The organism is Pedobacter kyungheensis (assembly GCF_000812965.1).
Lineage (GTDB): Bacteria > Bacteroidota > Bacteroidia > Sphingobacteriales > Sphingobacteriaceae > Pedobacter > Pedobacter kyungheensis.
The window spans coordinates 71,256-95,144 of sequence record NZ_JSYN01000010.1 but is presented as its reverse complement, the minus strand read 5'-3'; the positions used below and the strand labels follow the sequence as shown (position 1 = coordinate 95,144).

Sequence of the window (23,889 nt, the reverse complement as noted above, 5' to 3'; positions counted from 1 at the left end):
CAGTTGGAAACAACTGACACCACAAGCCCAGCAATGAACCAATAAGGCAAACGTTTGTCTCATTTTTTCATTACATGGTTTTATTTCGAGCAGCTATGCATAAATTAGCTTCAAACAAATTAAACATGAAATTTAGGTTTTTTCTATTCTCCTGTCTTCTGTGGCAGTCAACTCTCCATGCACAAACACTAAAATATACCAACGGTAACAACTCATGGAATGCCGATTCGCTGGGTAACCATAGGGCAGTGGTACAATTTTCGGGTGCGGGCAAAATTGCACATGCCAAAATTGACTGGCGCAGAAGAGATGAGCATCCGGAAGCCAAAGGACTCATTATCCAGGATGCAAATGGTAAAAATGTAGCCATTTTTGGTGCTGATAAATTAAATCGCGAAAGCGCCGATATTTATTTTGAACCTAATGGTGCCGGAAAATATTATATCTATTACCTGGCGTATAAAAACGAGGGTAGAAGCAATTACCCTAAAGGTGTTTATTTAAAACCAAAGCCGGTTGATCAGAACTGGTTAAACCAGGCTAAACGTACAGCTGTAAATACTTCGGTAGTTGAAATCCAGTCTGTTGATGCATTTAATAGCTTCTATCCAATGGAAGTGATTGCTACAGCGAAAGAAACAGCCGCGGTTAAAGCCAAATACGCTACAGATGCTTTTGTGGTGTTTCCTGAGGACAGGATGTTTCCAATCAAAATGCAAAGCGATTTACCTTACCGCTGGATCCAGAGAGGAGCTGCCAGTACATTTACAGGTACAGCAAGCAAAGGGGAAAATTATGCTTTTCAACTCGGAGTATTTGCCTTAAAAGACTTAAACAATTTAACTGTAAGCTTTGGCGATTTAAAAACAGCTACTGGAAAAGTTATCCCTTCGAAATTTATTAACTGTTTAAATACCAAAGGAACAAGCTATGACAATAAACCGCTGGTAGAAGTGGTGAATGTAGCTTCGGGTAAGGTTCAACCCATGTGGATTACCATTGATATTCCTAAAACTACAGCTCCAGGCCTATATACTGGTAATTTTGTAGTTAAAGCCAATGGTAAATCGAAAGTAATTGCCGCTAAAATTACGGTTGGTAACCAGGTTTTAGCCGATGCTGGTGTAGGATCGCCCGATAAACAAACTCGTTTAACCTGGTTAAACTCCACTTTAGCGCAACCTAATACAGTGGTTGCACCTTACACGCCGCTAACAGTTGCTGGAAATGTAATTTCGCTTTTAGGTCGTAAATTTGAGATTAATGCAGATGGTTTCCCTAAGCAAATCCAGACTTTCTTTAATGCCGAAATGACGGCTTATACCGATAAACCTAACAATATCTTAGCTGAGCCTATTCACTTTCACTTTTTTAACACCCCAAAAACACAAGAGAAATTTGTTCCTGCCAACTTGCAGATTACCAGCAAAGAGGCAGGTACTGTAAAATGGACAGCTACCAGTACTTCCGAAAATTTGAAAATGGATTTGGAAGGCGCCCTGGAATTTGATGGTTACGTGCATTATGTGGTTAAGGTTACTGCTTTAAAGGATGTAGATTTCAGCAATGTTGATTTTCATATCCCGTTTGATAAAGGTTCAACCAAATATTTAATGGGATTGGGAGAAAAAGGTGGCGTAAGACCAGATACCGTTAAATGGAAGTGGGATGTAGCCAATAAAAACCAGGATGCAGTTTGGATTGGTAACGTAAATGCAGGGTTGTACTACAACTTAAGAGATGAGCGCTATGTTCGTCCGTTAAACACCAATTTTTACCTTCAGAAGCCTTTATTACTGCCTAAATCGTGGGGTAACGATGATAAAGGAGGAATCCAGATTAATGTTAAAGGCAGTTCGATGCTGGCCGATAACTTTACCGGCGCACGAAGCATGAAAAAAGGCGATGTATTGTATTATAACTTTAATTTGCTGATTACGCCATTTCACTTGCTCGATACCGATTTTCAGTGGGATAACCGTTTTTACCATAAATATGGCGATTTAGATGCCATTAAAACTGCTGGTGCAAGTGTGGTAAATATCCACCATGCTACGCCGATTAATCCGTGGATCAACTATCCGTTTATCGAATGGAAAAAGATGAAAAGCTATATCGACGATGCACACAGCAAAGGTTTGAAAGTTAAAATCTACAATACCGTTCGGGAGCTTTCTAACCACGCTTATGAATTACCTGCTTTAAGAAGCCTGGGTACAGAAGTATATTCGCCTGGAAAGGGGGGAGGATTTAGCTGGTTGCAGGAGCATTTGGATTCTAATTACATTGCGGCCTGGTTTGTACCCGAAATTAAAGATGCAGCCGTAATTAACAGTGGAATGAACCGTTGGCACAATTACTATGTGGAGGGGATGAACTGGCTGGTAAATAACGTAGGTATTGATGGTGTTTATTTAGATGATGTGGCTTTCGATCGTGTTACGATGAAGCGGATTAAGCGTGTATTAACCCAAAATAACCACCCGGGTATTATCGATTTGCACTCAGCCAACCAGTACAACAAGAGTGATGGTTTTAACAACAGCGCCATTTTATACATGGAGCATTTCCCTTACCTGAACCGTTTATGGTTTGGCGAGTATTTCGATTATCAAAAAAACAACCCCGATTTCTTCTTAACCGAAGTGAGTGGTATTCCATTTGGTTTAATGGGCGAAATGTTGCAGGATGATGGAAATCCATGGCGTGGTATGATTTATGGCATGACAAGCCGTTTAGGCTGGTCGGAGAAGAGCGACCCACGACCGTTATGGAAAGCCTGGGATAATTTCGGGATCAAAGGTTCTGAAATGCTTGGTTACTGGAGCGAAAACTGCCCGGTTAAAACAGATAATCCAAAAGTTTTAGCCACTGTTTACAAAAAACAAGGAAAAACCATGGTGGCCTTAGCCAGCTGGGCCGAAGGCGATACAAAGGTTAATTTAACTATTGATTGGGCAAAATTAGGACTGGATGCTGCTAAGGTTAAAATAACCGCTCCGGCAATTGATAAGTTCCAAACGGCGGGTAATTATGCTGATGGAAAATCGGTTCCTGTTGAAAAAGGAAAAGGTTTGATTCTGATTGTGGAGTAATACTACGTGCCATGGTTTGTGTCTGCACGAACCATGCATTTGGACATGTAATTTTCGGTACGTGGAAACACTTACTGATGCGATAACAAAAAAAAGCTCAGGGTTTAAACCCTGAGCTTTTTTTAATGGATGAATTATACTTTCACATTTTCCATGCCGTATTGCTTCAATACATCGGCAGGCACACCAGCCCATTGGTTTGGTGCGTTACCTACATAACCAATATCTTTAACGCCCATTTCGGTGGTGTAAAAGCCCGATGCAGTTAAATCTCTCATGCGGTTAAAAAATGTTACGCCTGCCCTTACTTCCGGTTTGGCTTTTTTAGGGTAGGCAATTTCGTCTACAATTGAAATCTGTTGCTCAGCTGAAGCCTCTATAAACGGTTTCTGGAATTTATTGAAACAATATACATCCAGCCATTTTAAGCCGCCACGCATAGGCACTTTATGCTCGGGAATATCTTTTACAATAAATTCGATAAATTCAGGCACTTTGGCATCCGATGCGCTGCCCGATACATCATCTTTAGGGATAATGATATCGGCTAAAACCGTAATCGTTGCCATCTCGTGCTTGGTAAAAAATGTTTCTGCTTTCAGGTTTTTATCACGGTCTACTTCCCATTGCTCCCTGCCGGCATCTTTTGCTGTTTCTTCGGTTGCAACCGCTTCTGTTTTATTTTCGGGTTGCTTACAAGCCTCCAGGATCACTGCAGTGCTAATGGCGGTTAAACCCAATGCTTTTATGGAATCACGTCTGTTCATGTTGTAATTCTTTTAAATGTTTTGTTTTTTCTTTTGAGCTAAAATGTATTCGGCAGTACGCATAGAAAGTGCCAGGATAGTCCATGTGGCGTTTTTATCGCCTTGTTGCACAAACGGACCGGCATCTACCACAAACAGGTTTTTACAATCGTGTGCCTGGCAGTATTTGTTCAGTGCCGATTTTTTAGGGTCATCGCCCATGCGGATAGTGCCAACTTCGTGGATAATTTTACCAGGATTCAATAAACCATAATTGGTATCAGCACCCTGTATTTCTGAAGTTACCACAGCACCCATTTCTTTCATAATGTTTAAGAAAGTTTCCTGCATGTGCTTGGCCTGAAGAATTTCATCTTTATCCCATTTATAGTTAAATCTTAAAACAGGGATACCATACTTATCTACCATATTCGGGTCGATTTCGCAATAATTGCTTTCTCTGGCTATTGCAGTGCCACGACCAGCCATACCTACACCAGTGCCATAAAAGCGACGGTAATCATCTTTTAAAGATTTTCCGTAACCGCCAGCTTCTTTCATTTTGCCATCTCTGCCAGGTACCATGCCATTCATTTCGGCAACGCCACCTCCAAAACCGTAAGCAGGCATACCCATGCCGCCCCAATATTCGATGTGGTAACCACGCGGGAAGTTTAAGCGTTTGTTATCCAGCCACCATGGCGAGTAAATGTGCACACTACCCAGACCATCTTCGTTGTAGCGTTTCCGGTCCATCAATTGCGGTAAAAAACCCGATACACTGGCTCCAGTAGAGTCGTGCAGGTATTTACCTACTACGCCACTGCTATTGGCTAAACCATTGGGGTGTGAAGTTGATTTTGAATTTAATAAGATCCTTGCCGATTCGCAGGCACTGGCGCCTAAAATAACCAGCTTGCCATTAACCTGATATTCCTGCAGATCTTTGCGGTTTACATAAGATACGCCTTTTGCCGAACCATCTTTATCGGTAATTACTTCGCGTACCATGGCATCGGTAATTACAGTAAGGTTACCTGTTTTTATAGCCGGATTTACCAAACATGAAGAGGAAGAAAAATCGCCGTAAACTTTACAGCTTCTGCCGCACTGACCGCAGTAAAAACAAGGTGCACGATCATTGTTGTTCGGTAATGCTTCTGTAAGTACCGAGCCGCGCCCGGCAATTACCTTTACGCCTGCTTTTTCAGCTCCTTTTTTAATGAATAATTCATTTAAACGCGGCTTCGGTGGTTTCATAAAGATACCATCAGGTTCGCTTTCTATGCCCTCTACCGTACCATAAATACCAATCATGCGATCAACCTTATCATAAAAAGGCTTCACATCAGCATAGGTAATTGGCCAGCTATCGGTTAAGCCATCCTTAGGTTTAAAATCGTCTGGCCCCATGCGCAAAGAAATCCTTCCCCAGTGGTTGGTACGGCCACCCAGCATACGCGAGCGGAACCACTCGAATTCACTTTTGTTTTTCTGGGTATAAGGTTCGCCTTCCAGTTCCCAGCCGCCGTAAGAAGCATCGAAATCGCCAAAGGGGCGGACTGTACCGGCTCCTCTGCGGGGCGACTCCCAGGGCCATTTTAACTGGTGTGAATCTAATCGTGGATCGAAGTTTTGGCCGGCTTCGAGCAATAAAACTTTTTGACCTGCATGTGCCAATACGTATGCAGCCATTCCGCCACCGGCGCCCGAGCCAACAATAATGGCATCGTAAACGGTAGGCGATTTCTTTATCTGAAAGTCACTCATGTAAAATGGTTAGATGTTTAATACATCTAATCTAAAGTTTAATTTTTTTAAATAAAAGCAATCGCCTTCTTTGGAATCAATATAGATAATGAAGTTTTATGCGTTTCTAAATCGTATTACGTCATTCATTTGTTTAATGCAGCTTCAGCGGTTCCTCTAATAGAAATGTTTAAATTTTTCCCGCTCACATCTTCCATAAATTCCTTGCATAGTCGCTCTATTGTTACATTATTTCAAGGCTATACATTAGCCCGTAAACTTGATTATCTTTGCAGCTTAAATTTATTCAATGCCAGTATCTGCCCATACCGAACAATTTATTGCCGCTTTAAAAGCAAGTTTCGATGCCGGAACTTTTGTAAAGGTTTCTCTTGGCAATTATAAAGGAACAGAAGAAGCCTTAAAGCAAATCCTCATGCGTAGGGTGGTGATTAAACGCGAAGATAAACTGGCCTTTACCTATCGTTATAAAACCCGCGATGTGGTTAAAAACTACAATCTGGATGAAGCCATTAGTTTAATTACCGCTTACCTGGATAATGGCTTTAAAATAGCAACCTTATTTACCACCGATAAAGATCTGATTCTGGAAGAACTGAATAATGGGAAAGTGGTGCTCAGAGAAAGCAAAGCATCGGGTAAAGCGGTGCCATCGGCCAGTCATGATCAGGAAAAGGTAAGGTTGATTAAAGCAGATTCGAAACCTTATTTAACGGAATTGAAAATTACCGATGCCGAAGGAAAGGTATTTAAAAATGCACAGGATAAATACCGTCAGATTAATCACTATATCGAGATTTTAAGCGCCTTAATTAAGGAATTACCTGCAGGCACCACTAAAAAGGTTGCCGATATGGGCTCTGGCAAAGGTTATTTAACTTTTGCACTTTACGATTACCTGCATTCGGTTTTGCATCTGGAAACGGAAGTGATTGGCGTAGAATACCGCCAGGATATGGTAGATTTATGCAATCAGGTTGCTGCTAAATCTGATTTTGCCCAACTGCGTTTTGTACAAGGAACTATTGAAGATTATCAGGCAAACGATGTAAACTTGCTGATTGCGCTACATGCCTGCGATACGGCAACGGATGACGCTATTTTTAAAGGTATTAAAGCCAATGCTGAGCTGATTGTGGTTGCACCCTGCTGCCACAAACAAATCCGCAGGGAAATGGAGAAAAACAAAGCGAAAAACGATGTTTCTTTTTTAACGAAATACGGCATCTTTTTAGAACGCCAGGCGGAGATGGTTACGGATGGCATCAGAGCTTTAATTTTAGAATATTTTGGTTATAAAACCAAGGTTTTCGAGTTTATTTCTGACGCGCATACACCGAAAAATGTGCTTGTGGTAGGGGTGAAGGGAAAAGCGTTAAGCGCTGAGCGTAAAGCGGAAGTTTTAGAGAAAATTAAAGCGAGCAAAGCATATTTTGGAATTGATTACCACCATCTGGAAAGGTTGCTGGAGTTGTAATTTAACAAAATTCATCGTCATGCTGAACTTGTTTCAGCACCTCCTACTGCTTAAGCTAATTTTTGTTCATCTAAACATATATCCAAAGCAACACCGGCTTTTTCCGGTTTTTTAACAACGCGTCTACCTTTCGCATGGTAGCATCTGCCAAAACCGGACAGCCGGCACTTTGTCCAAACAGGGTTTGAGGATAAATTTCATGATCAGGAACGGGGCTATACGAATGTAAAACCACAATTCTTTTAAAGGCATTGCTGTTGCTTTCTTCCAGGCCATACATTTTGTAGTGCACATTAATGCCCCAGTTGCTATAAGCACGGCCCTGTACCTTATATTTTCCCAATGAAGTACAATAACTCCCCACTTTATTGCTAAAAATTACTTTGGTAGGCGTGCTGCCGCCACCAACGCCATGGGCACATAAGCCTTCTACAGTAATTACTTTCTGTTTAAAATCGTAAACGAAGAGCCTGTTTTTGCCAGAATGGATGCTCATATCAACCATAATGGCGATGGAAGTATCCATATTGTTTTGCTTACAAAAAGCTAAGGCCTCATTGATTTTATCGGCAGGGATGCTGTTGTTGTGGGTTGTTTTAAAACCAAACAAGGTAAATAAGAGGAGGAGAGCTGATAATTTTGGCATTTACTACGATGTTGGTTGGTAGAGCAGTTATTTCGGCTGGTGCGGACACCAGCCGCTAAGACAGGGTTACAAATGCAATAAAATAATTGCAATGAGTGCAGGGATAGATTGCACATACAAAATTTTCTTACTGGCTGTAGCTGCACCATAAATACCGGCAATAATTACGCAGGTTAAAAAGAATATCGCTACATACAGGCGCCAATGGTGATCGCTTATGCATAACGACCAGATTAAACCTGCCGCTAAAAAGCCATTGTACAGGCCCTGATTTGCAGCCAGTGTTTTGGTAGGGGCAAATAAATCTTTAGGAATGGTTTTAAAAACCCTGGGCGCTCTGGTTGTCCAGGCAAACATTTCGAGCCAAAGGATATAGATGTGGATAAGGGCAATAAGCCCGATCATGATTTGTGCTGCTATCTGCATAATAGGGAATTACACGGGTTTAAATGATTAGCATAATAACTTAATAAAGATACAAAAACTTTGATCATACAGCATCATATACGTTATGCGTTTGAAACAAAAGCCTTTAAATTGATAATCTATTTATAGCTATTTAGAATTATTATGTATCATTATTGAATAATTTTATGTATTATTTATTTTATTTCTTAATACTCTTAGTTATATGTTTCATCTAGTAATTATGCCTATTCATCGTTTATTATAGCCTTTCTATCTAGTATCTATTTTTTCATTGTCCGGTTATTTTTAGTTTAGGGTAAAATTCATTAAAAGCTGTCTTTTAAAGTTTTTTAAGCTATTTCTTATGCGCTTGCTTTCCTTTTTTAGCACAATATCGAATCTAATATATTAACCTTTAAATTCAATTTTATGACTAAATTAGCCTACTTTATCATATTATTTGTTTTATTTTTGTTTGTGCAGCAAAGCTACGCGCAAACATTCGATTGTACAGGGCCATTACCCACAGACCCTTTACAGCGGAATTTAAAACTTTTTAATTGTCCTAAATCCTTTCCCAACTACACCTTATTATCGGCACATCGCGGTTATTGGAAAGATTACCCGGAGGGCTCAATGGCAGCGTTTCAGGCCGCCGCAGACTTTGGCGTAGAAATGATGGAAGTGGATGTTAAACTAACAACCGATGATACACTCTACGTTTTTCATGACTGGACCTTAGAAAGGCTGACGAATGGCAAAGGCGTGGTAAGGGATGCTAACTGGAATTTTTATAAAAGCTGGAATGATTTAAAAAACCTGCGGCTCAGGAATACTGAAGGTGTGCTAACCAGTTCACCTATTCCAACCTTACGACAGGTATTACAGCTCTGCAAAACTAAAGGTATACTGGTAAGTATTGATAAGGCAGACCGCTTTTTTGATAAGGTATATACCCTTGTCCATCAGCTTGGAATGGACCAAATGGTTACTTTTAAAACAACCTATCAAACCTTTGGCACGCCTCAGGGCTTAAAGAATGCTTTTCCCAGTGTGCCAGGCGATCAGTTGCTCAAAATGTACACCCCTACCATTTTTGGCGAACGCTATGATGCCAGTACAGGTCTTCAGGATACGATTAAACTTTTTGTCGATGCCGGCTGCCCGGGATTTGAAATGATTTATTTTAAATCAACCGATGCCATGCTCACCCGTGCGGTTACGATAGATGGGAAATCATATACCAATATTCTGGCCTATCTGAGGGACAAAAACAGACTGGTGATCCAGTTTCCCGAATGGCCCGAAACCTGCGAGGGTAACTGGTCGCCGGGAGCGGCGGTGTGGCGTGTGTTAAAGCTCGATGGCTCTGATAATCGGGGTAACTGGCAATGGTTAATGGATACGGGAAGTCCTAATGTAGTGATTTCAGATCGGCTGGAAGTGCTCAAGAAGTTCCTCGAAGTATACGGAAAAAGAAATACAAATAATTAACCGCTTAAAATATGATTGTTATGAATACAAATAGAATAGTTCATAATTGGACCATACAACTATATAACAAAATGGCTATTTATATGCGCCCGCTGCTGATGTTCATCTTTCTGATACTTTCGGTGGCAAGCCAAAGCCATGCACAAGCTTTACCCCCACTTGTTCATCAGCTAAACCTTGACGATGGTAGTGCTTATGATGCGACCACCGGCCAAACCGGGACAGTTTCGGGAACACTGGTGGGTGCTTTCGACCGTTTTGGTATACAAAACGGAGCTACATTTTTTCAATCATCTAACCAGACTAACCAGGGAACAGGGATAAAACTGAGTAAGAGTACTTCATACCCTGATGCTTATAATACCAAATTCACGGTATCGGTATGGGTATATTGTGATTTAGCAGATTCCATACCTTCAGGTCCTGTGCCATTTCCTACCGGTAGTATTTACGAGCAAATATTTAACCTGCACGACCAAAATAGAGTGCTAAACTATAACGGCATTGCCAAAAATTGGGCTACATTGGGCCTTGACCGTTATATTAAAAATACAGCTGGTGTTTATTCAAACTGGTATTTATGGAATTACGAACCTATCCAATTTGACCAACGAGGATGGTACCATATTATTACTACTGCAAGTCAATACTTTACCAGAATATATATGTACAAACCCGATGGCAATATGGTTTGTGGCATGACCTATATGGGTACGCAAAGCATCGACAATAATTTTATCGTTACTCTGGGTGCATATAGCATGGAGGGGGGGAGTGCTATCGCCTACATGGATGATTTTAAAATGTATAGCGACACGGTAAGCAAAGCGCAGGTGCAACAAATACATAATAATGATCTGGTGCCTCCAGGCAGTAGCCCTCGCCCGGTTACCGGTAAAATATACCGGATTAAAAACGTAAATAGTGGCCTTTACCTGAGTCTGACCGATTTCAATTGGACTGATGATAATGATGCCGTACAACGCCCTGAACGTTATGCCGGTTCTAGCTGTCTGTGGCAGGTTATCCCCCTGTCATCCGGAAATGTAAGGATTAAAAACGTTTTTAATGGGAAGTTATTAGCGCTCGCCTCATACTCTACCGATAATGGTATACGTGTATCTGTATGGGAAAGGGAATCGCCGACTACGCCCGATGCAAGGTGGCACTTGATTGATGCGCCAAACGGATCGTTCAGACTGCAAAATGCATATAGTGGTAAATTTGCTGTAGTAAAAGATGCACTTCCAACTGAATGGGCAAACATTATTCAGTATGATAGTGGTGAAGAGAATTCTCAATGGATATTTGAAGAGGTATCTCTGCCTGATTTTAGCGAGGATAAGGATTTTTTCATTGTAAACAAAAGAAGTGGATTAACTACAACGCTTACCAGCTATGGTTTGAGCAATGGTACAGGTATCAATCAGAACAGCGATGGCTATGCGGGAGCGACCCAGGTATGGAAGCTAAAAAAAGATGATAAGGGGCTGTATCAAATGATTAGCAAACTGACCGATAAACAACTCCAGGTAAACGATGCTTCGTTTGATAACGGTGCTTTGATTACCCAATGGGATCAGGGTGATTACATACAAGGAAAGTGGCGGATATTTGAGCCCTCTTATTCGAATAGTTCCAACCGTTGTTATTATATCGCAAATGCCAATAGTGGCAAAATAATGGTAATAACAGGAGGATCTACCACTAGTGGCGACCCTATCTTTCAGTGGTCCGGTGAAGACGGCATGAATGGTGCCTGGTCCTTTCAGGAAAGCAATACCACACCAGTACTGGCGCCGGGGAAGGTTTATAGAATTGTTAACAGGAACAGTGGACAATACCTGAGTTTAAGTGATTTTAATAATGATAACAATACGGCAGCCAAGCAAAACATTGAAGCTTTTAGCGGTGCCGGCCATCTTTTTAAACTGATTAAAGATGGTGAAGGCAGATACGATATTGTGAATTTTTATACAGGTAAATCGCTTCAATTGGATAATAGTGTGGCTAACCTTTCAGCTGACGAGGTTGGGTTAAGACAAAAAAAACAGCAGCAAAATGATTATCAAAAATGGATTATATCTGAATTAAGGTCCACGCCAGGTTATTTTCACATTTCTAATGCACTTACAGGTAAACCGATTGTTGTTCAGAACGCGTCGTCAGCTTACGGTGCCCAGGTATTTCAATATTGGGAGAATGGGCCAAATGGCGACTGGCAGTTCCAGGAAGTTGACATCACTCCTAAAGTGAATGGACAGGTGCTAACCCAGGCAGGGTTCTCGAATAAGCATAGCGGGATGTTTCTTGATCTTAGTCCGAGAAATTCAACTAATGGAGCGGCTGCAGTACAAATTCTTGAACTTGAGGTTTTCGGTTGGAACCTCTGGAATTTAAACCGGCAGGCCGACGGCAAATACCAGTTGTTCAATTCAATGACGAATAAACTTCTGGCGGTTGAATTTAGCTCTCTAGATAATGGGGCAGTGATATGGCAGTGGCAGGCAAATCAAACAGCCGCCAATGGCAGATGGATTATTTTTCAAGCCGCGGCTCCAAACCAGGATTACTGGCGGATAGCTAACGAAAATTCAGGAAAATATGCAATAGTTAATAACTCTACAAGCTCCTCCTCAGCCGTCGTTCAATGGAATTATGGTGGTGCGGATGGTGCGCTATGGGTACCACACGTTGCTACTCCTTCATCTTCAAACACATCTGCGTTATCAATGAAAAACAGTTTGTCTGTTCCAAACAATCCGGATACACACCAGCTGGAGGCGAGTACTTTGGTCAGTCCAAATGGAGATGGTAATAATGATAAATTTATTATAAAGAACATTGAATACTACCCAAATAACAGCATTAAGATATTTGATAAGGTGGGCCGGGTTTTATACAGTAAAAAACGTTATGCAAACGATTGGGATGCGAGTATAAATGGCAGCCTGTTAAGCGAAGGAACGTACTACTATGTGATTGATCCGGGCGATGGCAGCCCTACAATTAAAGGTTTCATCAACGTCATCAGAAATTAATGGGCTATATGGGCAAGTTTAAAAAATATCAGCTGGCACTATACTTAGGGTTTGTAGCTTGGGTCGGGATTTTATTCTCCAACCAGGCCAGGGCCCAGGTACTCCCGCTCAATGCGCAATACTTCCAGAACCGTTATCTGGCAAATCCATCAATGGCAGGTATTGATCAGGGTTTTAACATCAACGGAAGTTTGCGCAAACAGTGGTCCAATATTCCAGGTGCACCGGTTACCCAAAGCATCACCTTAGATAAACAGGCAGATAAGATCGGCTGGGGCGTAAATATCTATAATGAAAAATCGGGAGGTATACAGCGTACCAAAGCAGTGGGTACTTTCGCCTATCACTTACCTTTAAACAGCGATAGCCAAAAGCTGAATTTCGGTATTTCTTTCGGTACCAGTCAGGATAAACTGGATTTAAACAGCATCACCAACAGTGATATTAACGATCCTGCTATCGCCCGTTTTAACGAAAGGGGATATTACCTTGATGGCGATTTTGGCCTTTCGTATACCTCAGAGAACTTAACTGTTGAAGGCGCAATTCCAAACCTGCGTTCTGTTTTCAGGAAAGATGACCTGAACTTTGTAGATAAACCTACATTTTACGCTGCGGTGAGTTATCGTTTTTTGCTGGGATCGGATATGAATAGTGTAACATTAGTGCCCAAAGGTGTAGTGAGGGGAATAAAGGGATTTGATAGCTTGTGGGATGCCGGCTTAAATGCGACATTTATAAATGATAAATTGTCGGCAATAATGATGTATCACAGTACCAAAAATATCACCTTCGGTATCGGGGCAACCTATAAATCTTTTTTACACTTTACCGCTTATTATAATATGGCTACTGCTGCAATAGGAGGTTATACCAACGGCGATTTTGAGATCAATGCCAGGGTAAATATTGCAAAGAAACAGTAGCTGCCAAACGGTTCTTCAGCGTATTAACCAAATGCATACAGGGATTTTACCTGTATGCATTTTTTCTGCGATGGAACAAAATGTTGAGCTTAAAGTTTGTAACGATTTGGATATGTAATTATTTAAATTCATATTTGATTTCTCCAAAACAACTGGGGCATAGTGTGATAAATTCTTCAAATAGCGATTCTGAGTTATTTTTGTTGTGGAAAGATGGCAACGAGGAGGCTTTTGGATTACTTTATAAAAAGTATGTTGTGCCAATGCTCGCTGTAGCAAAAAAAAAGTTGCCCGATAAGGAACTGGCAGAGGATCTGGTACAGGATACCTTCATTAGTTTTTACAAGAAGAAAGCAACCCTGCCTCCCGAAATTTCTATTCCAGCTTATCTGTATGTTAGTCTTAAGAATAAGATTTTCAGTTATTACAGAAAGGAATCGTCTGATCAGAAATTTATTGCGCACATTACGCATGCCGGCGCGGATGTAGATCACTCGACCATTGAACAGATCGAGGCCAAAGAATTTGAAGAACGGGTTAATCTGGAGATTAAAAAACTACCCCCACAGTGCCAGCTTGTTTTCGAATTAAGCCGGAAAGAACACCTGTCAAACAAAGAAATCGGACTCAAACTCGGCCTTTCCGAAAATACCATAGAACAGCACATCAGAAGGGCACTAAAACAGTTGAAAAACACTTTTAAAGATTATATCCATTTCATCATCTGAAAAACAGCTGTTAGTGTTAAAAAAATAAATTCTTTCAAGCCGATTTCTGGCTGTCATCAACTTTTTTAAATAAAAAAAACAAATTGACTAACGGGTAGTTAAATCCCATGCGTTATGCCAATATAAAACACTGATTATGATCGGGTAAATTATAGCATAATACATGGAATCTGCAGTACTCAAGCATTTAATAGACGGTTACGAAAAGGGAACCTTAACCAGGGAAGAATCCGATAAATTGGAAGAATGGTTTCAGTCGCTGAATTTTGATCATGGTGATTCAGTTCCCGCTTCAGCTAAAGACGGACTTGAGGAAGAACTATATGAAAAATTTAAACAGCGTTTGAAAACGCAGACAAATACCCATACCAGAAAGTTATATACGCGGATATTAGCCGCCGCCTCAATTTTGATTGTTGTTTCAGCGGGTCTTATTTTTAACCAGTACCGTTTGAGCAGTAATGCAGCTGACCGGTTTTTATCTAAGCAAAACGGTGTTAATCCACAGATTAATGCAGTAAAACATCATGCTGTTTTAAAATTTGCCAATGGGCAGGAAATGGTTTTGGGAGCGGAACGAAAAGGTCTGATCAGTTACGTGGATTCAACAGGCAATCGGGATAACCGTTTAAGTTCTATCATTACGCCTAATGGAATCCAGTTTCATGTGATCCTCGCCGATGGAACAGGCGTTTGGTTAAACGCATCCTCATCGCTAACCTTTCCTGTTTCATTTAATGGTCAGAACAACCGCTCGGTTGTTTTAAAGGGCGAAGCTTATTTTGAAGTGGCAAAGAACAAACAACAGCCTTTTCTGGTAAATGTCGTTTCAACTTCAACCTCCGGAAACGATGCCCTGGTTAAAGTGCTGGGTACCCATTTTAACATAAAGGCTTATGCAGATGAACCCGAAATTAAAACCACTTTGATTGAAGGTGCTGTGGAGTTGAGCAATAAAACAAACCATGCTTACCTGAAACCTGGTGAGCAAGGCACGGTGCATCCCGGTTTAAATCAGATCGGCCTAAAAAGTGTAGATGCACAAAGTGCGATGGCCTGGAAAAATGGAAATTTTGTTTTTGTAAAAGAAGATATCCGTAGTGTAATGCGGCAGATTGCCCGATGGTACGACCTCGAAATTATCTATCAGGGCGATTTTGAAGGGATGGAATTTACAGGAACCATATCAAAATACGAAAATGCAGCAAAAGTACTCGAAATGCTGGCGCAAACCGAAACCATAAAATTTAAGCTTGAAGGGAGGAGGGTAACGCTTATGCCATAATATTTTCTAAAAAGGATAGAAAATAACCGGGAAGCGTTGCGACCGCCCCCGGCTGTTTGTCCAGATCAATCTAAGTCAATTTAAATCAAATCCAACAAACCAAATGTATGAAATTTACCAATAAAAGCTTGGGCAGTTTTCCATGCTCCATGCCCATTAAATTAATTAAAATAATGAAGTTCGTCTGCTTCTTCCTCATCATTGGACTGATGCAGGTAAATGCATCAAGTTTAGCACAGGTTACCATTTCTGTTAAGGATGCCCCAATAGAACTGGTGCTTAACCAAATTAAAAAACAGAGCGGTTATAACCTGCTGTACAACAACAAAACGCTTGATCATGCTAAGCCGGTAAGTTTTTCTGTTACAAATGCACCGGTAGAGGAAGCTTTGCAAAAATGCATGTTTAACCAGCCACTTGCCTATAAAATTGTAGACAGCACCGTAATCATTAAGGCAAAGGAGCTTCCTTCGCCCCGTGCCGAAAAGCAGAAATTAATAGATGTAACCGGAAAAGTTTTAGATGAAACGAAACAACCGCTCCCTGGTGCATCAATAAAAATCAAAGGAACCGATAAGGGAACCGTATCAGATCCCAATGGCGATTTTGTATTGAAACAAGTAGCAGATGATGCCGTTTTGCTCATATCGTACATCGGTTATCAGCCCCAGGAGTTTGCACTAAAAGGACAAAGCAGTATTGTTGTTAATCTGGTGGCCGATGCCGCTGGTTTAAAGGAAGTTGTAGTTGTGGGCTATGGTACGCAGCAAAAGAAATTTGTTACGGGCTCTTTGAGTAGTGTAAAAGGCGAACAGTTGGGAACCTATGCAGGCAGCAATTTTGCCCAGCAGCTTTCTGGTAAATCGGCAGGTGTAGTGATTAACGATATTTCGGCACAACCAGGTGCTGACCCTAAAATTGTGATCAGGGGAATTGGTACACTAACAGCAGGCACTAATCCGCTAATTGTGGTAGATGGTTTCCCGTTAAGCGAAGGAAGCTCGCTCAATAGCATTAACCCTAACGATATCGAAAGTATGGATATCTTAAAGGATGCTGCCTCGGCAGCAATTTATGGATCGAGGGCCGCTAATGGGGTAATCCTGATTACAACAAAAAAAGGAAAGAACGAACAGACCAAAATATCATTGGATGTTTACACCGGAATTCAGCAAAGGGCCGATAAGGTAGAATATACCGATGCATACGAAACAGCAAGGTTTTTAACCAGCGCCCGCGATAATGGTTATGTATCTAAAGATCCAGGTAATAGAAGTATAAATGATGATCGGGCTACCAGGTTAGCCAAAGGGGCATCGATAAGGGAATTAAGGTTGAACTATTTAGATCCTTATTTAAATGGTACCCCAGGTTTAACAAATACCAACTGGCTTGATGAGATTTTTAGAGATGCACCTATGCAAAGTTATAACCTTTCTTTCTCTGGTGGGAATGCCAAAACCAACTATTATGCATCGGCAAATTACCTCGATCAGCAGGGGTTGGTAATCAACAATGGATTGAAACGCTATAGCGGTAATTTTAAGGTGAATTCAAAAATTTCAGATAAGCTCGATTTTGGGTTTAGCCTTAATCCATCTTATAACGAACAAAAAGTATTTGATAATACCGGCGATTTTAACGATCCGCTAGGTGCTGCGGCTGCCATGTACCCCTTTTTTAAACCTTACAATAATGATGGTAGCCTGGCCATTAGTGAGCAGATTATTGCGAATAGGGCAGAGGATGGGGCTTTAATCGAAAACCCTGTAGCTACACTGCTTAAGGTTAAAAATAACCGGGCCTATACCCGCATTTTTGGTAATACCTTTATCAGTTATAAAATTTTTAAAGACCTTACCTATAAATTATCCCTTGGCGGTGATTATTCCGGCAGGTATTTCAATTATTATAACCCGTCTGATGTTGGTGCTTACCGTACAGCTGTTGCCGGTAAATTGGCTAGCGCAAAAGAAACCGATGGATCGACACTGAACTACCTGATAGAGCATACTTTAAACTATGCTAAAGTTTTGGGTAAGCACGATTTTAATCTGCTTGCGGGTTACACTTTTCAGAAAGAAAATGGTTCAACTACCATCATCAACGGTGCCAACATTGCTGACGATAACCTACAGAATATTACCGGGGCAAGTGCTTTTACGCTTGATCCGGCTTCAGGAAAGTACCGTTGGGCGCAGATTTCCTATTTTGCGCGACTGCAATACATGTACGATCAAAAATATATTGCATCCCTTACTTTCCGTACCGATGGTTCTTCGCGCTTTGGTTTAAATAAACAATGGGGTACTTTCCCATCTATCACTACGGGATGGATATTTAGCAAAGAAGACTTTTTCCCACAAGATGCTTTCATCTCTTTTGGTAAGCTAAGGGCTACCTGGGGTAAATCGGGTAATAATCAGATCGGTAATTACGGCTCCATGTCGTTGGTTACTGGCGGACCATCGTCAAACTATGTTTTTGGCAATGCGCTTGCACCGGGTTTTTCTGCATCTACCACTGCCAACCCCGATCTGTCATGGGAAACAAAAACTTCTTACAACCTTGGTTTAGACCTCGAAATACTTAAGAAAATAAACCTTACCGCCGAATATTATAATACCGAGACGAAAGATTTACTGCTCAATGTGCCTATCCCGTATCAAAGTGGTTTTAAAACCTCCCTGCAGAATATCGGTAAAATGCGCAACAACGGTTTCGAATTAAGTATTAGCGCCAATAATGTTAAACTGGGCGATGTGAACTGGAATATTAGCGGCAACCTTTCTTACAATAAAAACAAGGTACTGGCGTTAGCACCTGGCCAGGTTCAGATTATATCCGGAAGTTCTGCAAATATCATTACCAAAGTTGGCGAACCTTTGGCTGAAATTTATGGATACCATGTAACCGGCGTTTTCAAAAGCCAGCAAGAACTGAACAGCCTGCCTAAATTACCCGGAACTTTACTGGGCGATTATATTGTAGAAGATACCAATGGAGATGGCGTTATTAACCAAAGCGACTGGAAGCCCATGGGCAGTTATTTTCCAAAATTTTCGTATGGCCTGACCAATAATTTCACCTGGAAAAATTTCAACTTAGGTTTCTCTATTGCAGCCATTTCAGGGCGTACCATTTATGCTTTCCAGCTGGCCACCCGCGAAGAATCCGGAGAGGGTTTTACCCTGCCGAGCAAATATTATTATCAAAATGCCTTCGATCCGGTGAATAACCCCAATGGAACACTGGCAGAGGCAAATTATGGCAATTTTTCGCCAGCAAGAAGATCAACCAGAACTTCGGATGTTTTTTATAAAAATGGTGACTATATACGCTTGAGAGACGCACAGCTAGGTTATACATTTTCTGATAACGCATTGAAGAAGGTAGGTATCACCAGCGCCAAAATTTATATTAGTGGGAATAACCTTATCACACTCAATAATTTTAGGGGCTTTAATCCGGAGGGTTCTCCAGAATCCATTTTGTCAAGCGGCGAAAACAATAACAATTATCCTGTTGCACGTACTTATATATTGGGCTGCAACATTACTTTTTAACCATAGGAACATGCTATTAGAGAATAAAAGAAGGCTACAGATAATCATGCTATGCTGTAGTTTAATAGGGATTTGCTCTTGTTCAAAACAATTGGATCAGGAACCCATCACAGAAAAAGTAATCAACAATTTTTTAACCAACGAAAAGGAAACAGAAGAGTATGTAAACTCAGTTTATGCCAGCTTACAATCTACCGGTCTTTATGGGCTTTACCTGCCTGCATTGGCCGAAATCCCTTCGGACAATAGTTTTGATGAAGTGCCAGCTAATGATAGCGGCATATTTGGGGATCTGGATCAGTTCAAAACCATCTCAACAAACGATATTTTAGAAAAAAACTGGTCTGACAGTTATGTTACCATACAACGGGCCAATGTGGTGATCAATAGAATAAATAACATTCCATATGCAAGCGCAACAACCAGAAATGCCCGGAAAGGGGAGGTAGAATTTATCCGCGCATTGGTTTATTTCAATTTAATACGTTTGTACGGAGATGTGCCTTTGGCCACTGCCGAAACAACCAATCCCAACCAATACTTTGGAAAAGGACGTACGCCTGTAGACGAGGTGTATCAACAGATTATTACCGACCTCAAGGATGCAATCGACAATTTGCCGGTGGCCGCTACTCAGCCGGGTAGGGTAATTAAAACGGCCGCCCAAACACTGCTCGGAAAAGTTTACCTTACCCAGGGCAATTATAGGCTGGCCAAAGAACAGGTAGATGCCGTTATTGCATCAAATGTACACGGCTTAGTACCTATCGAAACATTATTTGACCTGAATAACGAGAATAATAAAGAAATTATTTTTTCTGTACAGTTTGCTTCGGGTATTAATGGAAATACGGAAGGGAGTGTAATGTACCAGCAATTTAGTCCGTCGGGTACCGTAGATGGTGCAAAAGGACATAACCTCCCTACTAAAGAACTGTATAATCTGTATAGCAGCAGCGATAAACGGAAAACAGTTTATGTTGGTATTACCGCTAACGGAATACCTTTTAATAATAAATTGAAAAGGCCTGTCAATATAGTTGATGGCGGAAGCGATTTTGTGGTGCTGCGGTATGCCGATGTTTTGTTGATGAAAGCAGAAATAGAGAATAAGCTGGATAATATCTTGGCTGTTGCAGATCCTTTAAATATGGTGCGCAACCGCGCAGGTTTATTAAATACAACTGCAATAACCAAAGCTGCACTCTCAGCGGCAATCGAACAGGAAAGAAGACTTGAACTGGTAGGTGAAGCCGACAGGTGGTTTGATTTACTGAAGAATGGAAATGCTGTCAGTACCATGAATGCATGGTTTACTGCGCAGAATATTCCAATCAGTATTACTGAAAAAAATCTTAAACTGCCGATTCCTCAATCTCAGATCAATACCGATCCATCCATTAAACAAAATTAATGTTAATGTTAAAGCGATTTTTAATATTGCTGCTTGGTTCTGCACTTTTGCAGAACCAAGCTCATGCACAGGGCTCCTTACCTGCCTGGAAAGAAGGCTTTTGGGATATCCATTTTATTGAAACCGGAGCAGGTAATGCCAGCTTTATGGTTTTTCCCGACGGAACCACCATGCTTGTAGATGCAGGCGACCTAAATAAAAACCTATTTGATACAAAATTCTTTCCGCTAAAGTCTACCCCGATTTTGCCCGGCCGGAGCAAAAGACCCGGACAATGGATCAGTTCATACATTAAACAGGTAATGCCCGGGAACCGGAAAGCCGGTATCGATTATGCTTTGATTACCCATTATCATGAAGATCATTACGGACAGATTAACCGCAATAGCATCGAAGCCACTAACAAAGCTTACCAACTATCTGGTTTAACCGATGTTGACGAAGAGCTGCCCATCAGTAAATTGTTAGACAGGGGGCTTGATTATCCTGTAGATTTAAGAACGTATTACAGCAATAATCCTACTTTTTCAAACTACCTTAAATTTATCGGTCACCGCATAAAAAATGGTTTAACACATGAAGCTTTACAGGCCGGAAGTAGCAAGCAGATTTGTTTATTGTTTAATGCCAAAGCATTTCCAGGTTTTGTTGTCAGGAATATCAAATCCAATAATAATGTTTGGAGTGGAGAAGACGAAAAAACTTTTCAGTGTTTCCCTGATGCTTCTATGCCAAAAAATGATTTTAATGAAAATCCATTAAGCAATGCCATTAAAATTACGTACGGCAAATTTAGTTTTTATACAGGAGGTGATAATACCGGTTACGAAGGTGAAGCATTTCCCGGGCGCAAAAATGTTGAGCCAGCGATAGCCAAAGCCGTAGGTAAAATCACAGCAATGTCGCTTAATCATCATGGCAACAGAGATGCCAACAATGATGCTTTTATAAAGTCATTATCCCCCGATGTTGTAGTTCAGCAGAGCTGGTGCTCAGATCAACCAGGCCAGGATTTGGCATTTCGGCTTGTTGAAAAAAATACCCGGGATGATAGTATTGCTGTTTTCAATACCCACATGCAGCAAGAAACCCAGGCTTACCTTGGCGCCTGGATAACGAAAAAATTTAAAAGCCTTCACGGACATGTAGTGATAAGGGTAACCAATCAGGGAAATGCCTATCAAATTTTTGTTTTAGATGAAAACAAAGAAAAATTAGAAGTAGTTAAAACTTTTGGCCCTTATTTAACCAAATAAGTAACCTTTCGAATGTTTTTAGCGATGCTTAACGCTATGCCTTTATTTAAACCGTCCATTCCAATGAAGAAAATTTTCTGTTTAATTCTTTCCATTTCTATATTTTCATCCGCATTTGCCCAGACCAAAAATGCGCCCAACACATATTCTGCTGAAGTGGCCCGCCCTAAATTAGTGGTTGGCCTGGTAGTGGATCAAATGCGCTGGGATTACCTGTACCGTTATTATAACCGTTACACTCAGGGTGGTTTTAAAAGATTGATCAACGATGGTTTTTCAGTTGAAAATACATTTATCCCATATACCCCGACTTACACGGCCTGTGGTCATACCTGCATCTACACAGGTTCGGTTCCTGCAGTGCACGGTATTATCGGTAACGACTGGTACGATCCTGAAACCAAAAAGAATGTATACTGTACAGAAGATTCTACTGTATCAACCGTGGGCAGTACACCATCTTCAGAAGGAAACATGTCGACCAGAAACATGTTAACCACCACCATTACCGACGAACTGAGGCTGGCCACCAATTTCAGGGCTAAAGTAATCGGGATTTCTTTAAAAGACCGGGGATCGATTCTTCCTGCCGGTCATGCTGCAAACGCGGCTTACTGGTACCAGGCAAGTAGCGGAAACTGGATTACCAGTACTTATTACATGAAAGAAGTGCCTGCCTGGATAGCCGATTACAATAAATTGAAACTCGCCAACAGGTTTTATGCAAAAAACTGGGAAACTTTGTACCCCATCAATACCTACGTAAACAGTACCGCAGATGAGAAAGCCTATGAAGGTAAACAAAGTACCTTTCCGCACCAATTGACTCAAAATATCGATAAAAATTTCGACGCCATCAGAAGTACACCTTATGGCAATACCCTTACCTTAGATCTGGCCAAACGGGCTATTGCTTCGGAGCATCTGGGGCAGGATAATATCACTGATTTCTTAGCGGTAAGCTGTTCTTCTACCGATCATGTTGGTCATTTATATGGACCAAATTCAATAGAAATAGAAGATACTTATTTAAGGCTGGATAAAGATCTGGAAGCATTTTTCAATTACCTTGATGAAAAAGTTGGCAAAGCGAATTACATGGTGTTTTTAACGGCCGATCATGGTGCAGCGCATGTACCCGGCTTTATGCAGGAGAACAGGTTACCGGCCGGAACAGTAAACGACCGCGACATTGCGAATAAATTAAATACTTATCTGAATGACAAATTTAAGCTTAACAATGTGGTTTTAAAATCGCAGAATAATCAGATTATCTTCGATCACGGCAAAACCGATAAAGCGAGCATTAGCTTTGACATCATCAAAGCCGCATCTGTTGAATACTTAAAAAGATTGGATGGTTTCCAGAATGCGGTTGATATGGCCAAAATATCGCAGTCTACCCTTCAGGAAATCCAGAAAAAAATGATCACCAACGGCTATAATGCACGCCGGAGCGGCGATATTTATTACGTTTTACAACCAAACTGGTTTAACGGTGGCAACACCGGAACCTCACATGGCACCTGGAACCCTTACGATGCGCATATTCCTTTGGTGTTTATGGGCTGGGGCATTAAGCGGGGCACTACAAACCGTATGCACTACATGACAGATATTGCGCCAACCCTGGCCGCACTGTTACACATCCAAACCCCAAACGGAACAGTTGGCGAACCTATTTCAGAGATCACCAATAAGTAACCGTTTGATTAACAGGGGTAAAATAAAAAAAAACGAAACAAGCAGCCTAAAAACTGATTTGTTTCGTTTTGTGTTCCCCCCAAGGCTCCAATTTTCATTTTCAAAACCCATTAGCCCAGGTCACTCACTTTAGTCTTTCTGTTTTTAGTCTTTTACCCTTAGCCTTTTCTCCTTTAGTCTTTAGTCTTTCTGCTTTGGTCTTCCTTATGTCTTTTCTGTCATGCTGTCAGTATGAAGTCTGGTTATTTTTTACATTTTATCAGTCTTTTGTCCATATTATCTGCCAAAAACCAATTGGCACAAGCATTGTTTAATAGGAGTAGAAATTATAAT

The 23,889-nt window shown here is 41.0% G+C and carries 15 protein-coding genes; 11 read left to right on the top strand and 4 right to left on the bottom strand.

What is annotated here, in order from left to right; genetic code table 11:
• The first annotated feature begins 125 nt into the window (after positions 1-125).
• Positions 126-3,095, top strand: a complete 2,970-nt coding sequence (locus OC25_RS09985; RefSeq protein ID WP_052266118.1) for a glycoside hydrolase domain-containing protein — start codon at positions 126-128, stop codon at positions 3,093-3,095.
• 134 nt (positions 3,096-3,229) lie between these two features.
• Here OC25_RS09985 and OC25_RS09980 read toward each other — a convergent pair whose 3' ends face one another.
• Positions 3,230-3,862 (bottom strand): gluconate 2-dehydrogenase subunit 3 family protein, encoded by a 633-nt coding sequence (locus OC25_RS09980; RefSeq protein WP_039475164.1) that lies wholly within the window; start codon positions 3,860-3,862, stop codon positions 3,230-3,232.
• Positions 3,863-3,874: 12 nt separating this feature from the next.
• Positions 3,875-5,611 (bottom strand): GMC family oxidoreductase, encoded by a 1,737-nt coding sequence (locus tag OC25_RS09975; RefSeq protein ID WP_039475159.1) that lies wholly within the window; start codon positions 5,609-5,611, stop codon positions 3,875-3,877.
• A gap of 289 nt (positions 5,612-5,900) precedes the next feature.
• Here OC25_RS09975 and OC25_RS09970 point away from each other — a divergent pair, with 289 nt between their 5' ends.
• A complete protein-coding gene (locus OC25_RS09970; RefSeq protein WP_039475155.1) occupies positions 5,901-7,088 on the top strand; it encodes a class I SAM-dependent methyltransferase in 1,188 nt (395 codons plus the stop codon).
• A 70-nt stretch (positions 7,089-7,158) separates the two neighbouring features.
• Here the strand turns inward: OC25_RS09970 and OC25_RS09965 are convergent, their stop codons facing one another.
• Together OC25_RS09965 and OC25_RS09960 are read right to left on the bottom strand one after the other, a co-directional pair.
• Complete coding sequence (locus OC25_RS09965) at positions 7,159-7,734, bottom strand: murein L,D-transpeptidase catalytic domain-containing protein (protein WP_039475152.1); 576 nt, start codon at positions 7,732-7,734, stop codon at positions 7,159-7,161.
• 66 nt (positions 7,735-7,800) lie between these two features.
• Positions 7,801-8,160: a DUF1304 domain-containing protein gene (locus OC25_RS09960; protein WP_039475149.1), complete on the bottom strand. Its 360-nt coding sequence runs from the start codon at positions 8,158-8,160 to the stop codon at positions 7,801-7,803.
• 411 nt (positions 8,161-8,571) lie between these two features.
• Here OC25_RS09960 and OC25_RS26850 point away from each other — a divergent pair, with 411 nt between their 5' ends.
• The 9 genes from OC25_RS26850 (at position 8,572) to pafA (ending at position 23,556) form a co-directional block, all read left to right on the top strand.
• The gene (locus OC25_RS26850) at positions 8,572-9,636 is read left to right on the top strand and encodes a glycerophosphodiester phosphodiesterase family protein (RefSeq protein ID WP_052266109.1); all 1,065 of its coding nucleotides are present in this window, start codon (positions 8,572-8,574) and stop codon (positions 9,634-9,636) included.
• A 20-nt stretch (positions 9,637-9,656) separates the two neighbouring features.
• Complete coding sequence (locus OC25_RS09950; RefSeq protein ID WP_167335383.1) at positions 9,657-12,677, top strand: RICIN domain-containing protein; 3,021 nt, start codon at positions 9,657-9,659, stop codon at positions 12,675-12,677.
• An 8-nt stretch (positions 12,678-12,685) separates the two neighbouring features.
• Entirely contained in the window at positions 12,686-13,603 is a 918-nt protein-coding gene (locus tag OC25_RS09945) for a PorP/SprF family type IX secretion system membrane protein (RefSeq protein WP_167335382.1), read from the top strand.
• Between the two features lie 164 nt (positions 13,604-13,767).
• Positions 13,768-14,331, top strand: a complete 564-nt coding sequence (locus tag OC25_RS09940) for an RNA polymerase sigma factor (RefSeq protein WP_039475437.1) — start codon at positions 13,768-13,770, stop codon at positions 14,329-14,331.
• 163 nt (positions 14,332-14,494) lie between these two features.
• A complete protein-coding gene (locus OC25_RS09935) occupies positions 14,495-15,616 on the top strand; it encodes a FecR family protein (protein ID WP_052266106.1) in 1,122 nt (373 codons plus the stop codon).
• A gap of 173 nt (positions 15,617-15,789) precedes the next feature.
• Positions 15,790-19,182, top strand: a complete 3,393-nt coding sequence (locus tag OC25_RS09930) for a TonB-dependent receptor (RefSeq protein WP_167335381.1) — start codon at positions 15,790-15,792, stop codon at positions 19,180-19,182.
• Between the two features lie 91 nt (positions 19,183-19,273).
• Positions 19,274-20,596: a RagB/SusD family nutrient uptake outer membrane protein gene (locus tag OC25_RS09925; RefSeq protein ID WP_052266104.1), complete on the top strand. Its 1,323-nt coding sequence runs from the start codon at positions 19,274-19,276 to the stop codon at positions 20,594-20,596.
• Positions 20,597-20,601: 5 nt separating this feature from the next.
• Complete coding sequence (locus OC25_RS09920; protein WP_156131443.1) at positions 20,602-21,852, top strand: ComEC/Rec2 family competence protein; 1,251 nt, start codon at positions 20,602-20,604, stop codon at positions 21,850-21,852.
• 63 nt (positions 21,853-21,915) lie between these two features.
• Complete coding sequence (gene pafA, locus OC25_RS09915) at positions 21,916-23,556, top strand: alkaline phosphatase PafA (RefSeq protein WP_039475428.1); 1,641 nt, start codon at positions 21,916-21,918, stop codon at positions 23,554-23,556.
• The last annotated feature ends 333 nt before the right edge of the window (positions 23,557-23,889 follow it).